This window comes from Vibrio sp. 2033, from assembly GCF_033339735.1.
Genome location: NZ_JAWOVC010000807.1, coordinates 1 through 523, shown reverse-complemented (window position 1 = coordinate 523; position 523 = coordinate 1). Strand labels below are relative to the sequence as shown.

Genomic DNA, 523 nt, shown 5'->3' with positions numbered 1-523 from the left:
AGCAACCAACTTTAACTTTCGGCTCAACTGCTCTGAGTTGATGCCCGTACCAAGACCAACACAGTGGTTTACCTCAAGCGGGCTGAGTGCCGCCAATAATGCGGAAGCCGAGCTGGTATTTCCAATGCCCATCTCGCCAAACATCAGTAAGTTAGATCCTGAATAGATGGTGCTTTGCGCCACTCTTGCACCATATTCCAAACCAAGCGCTACTTGTTCAGAAGACATCGCCGCTTGCTTTTAAAAATTGGCAGTGCCATTTCCTAAACGCTGCTCAATTAAATTCGGATGAGATTTAAACTCAGGAACCATGACTTCGATTGGCGCAAGCATACCGCAGTCAATCACTTTGAATTCGATTTGGTTTACATCGCAAAAGCAGTTAATTGCCGCACCTCCAGCAAGGAAGTTTGCAACCATTTGCTGGGTAACTTCACTCGGTGCGATGCTAATGCCTTCTTTCGCAACACCATGGTCGCCAGCAAACACCAACATCGTTGGCTTGCGAACGACAATCTCTTCT

Annotated in this window: 1 pseudogene; it reads right to left on the bottom strand. The window is 47.0% G+C overall.

Features of this window, described 5'->3' with window-relative positions:
* Positions 1–523: pseudogene (locus R7P74_RS29205) on the bottom strand (nicotinate-nucleotide--dimethylbenzimidazole phosphoribosyltransferase); the annotation flags it as partial.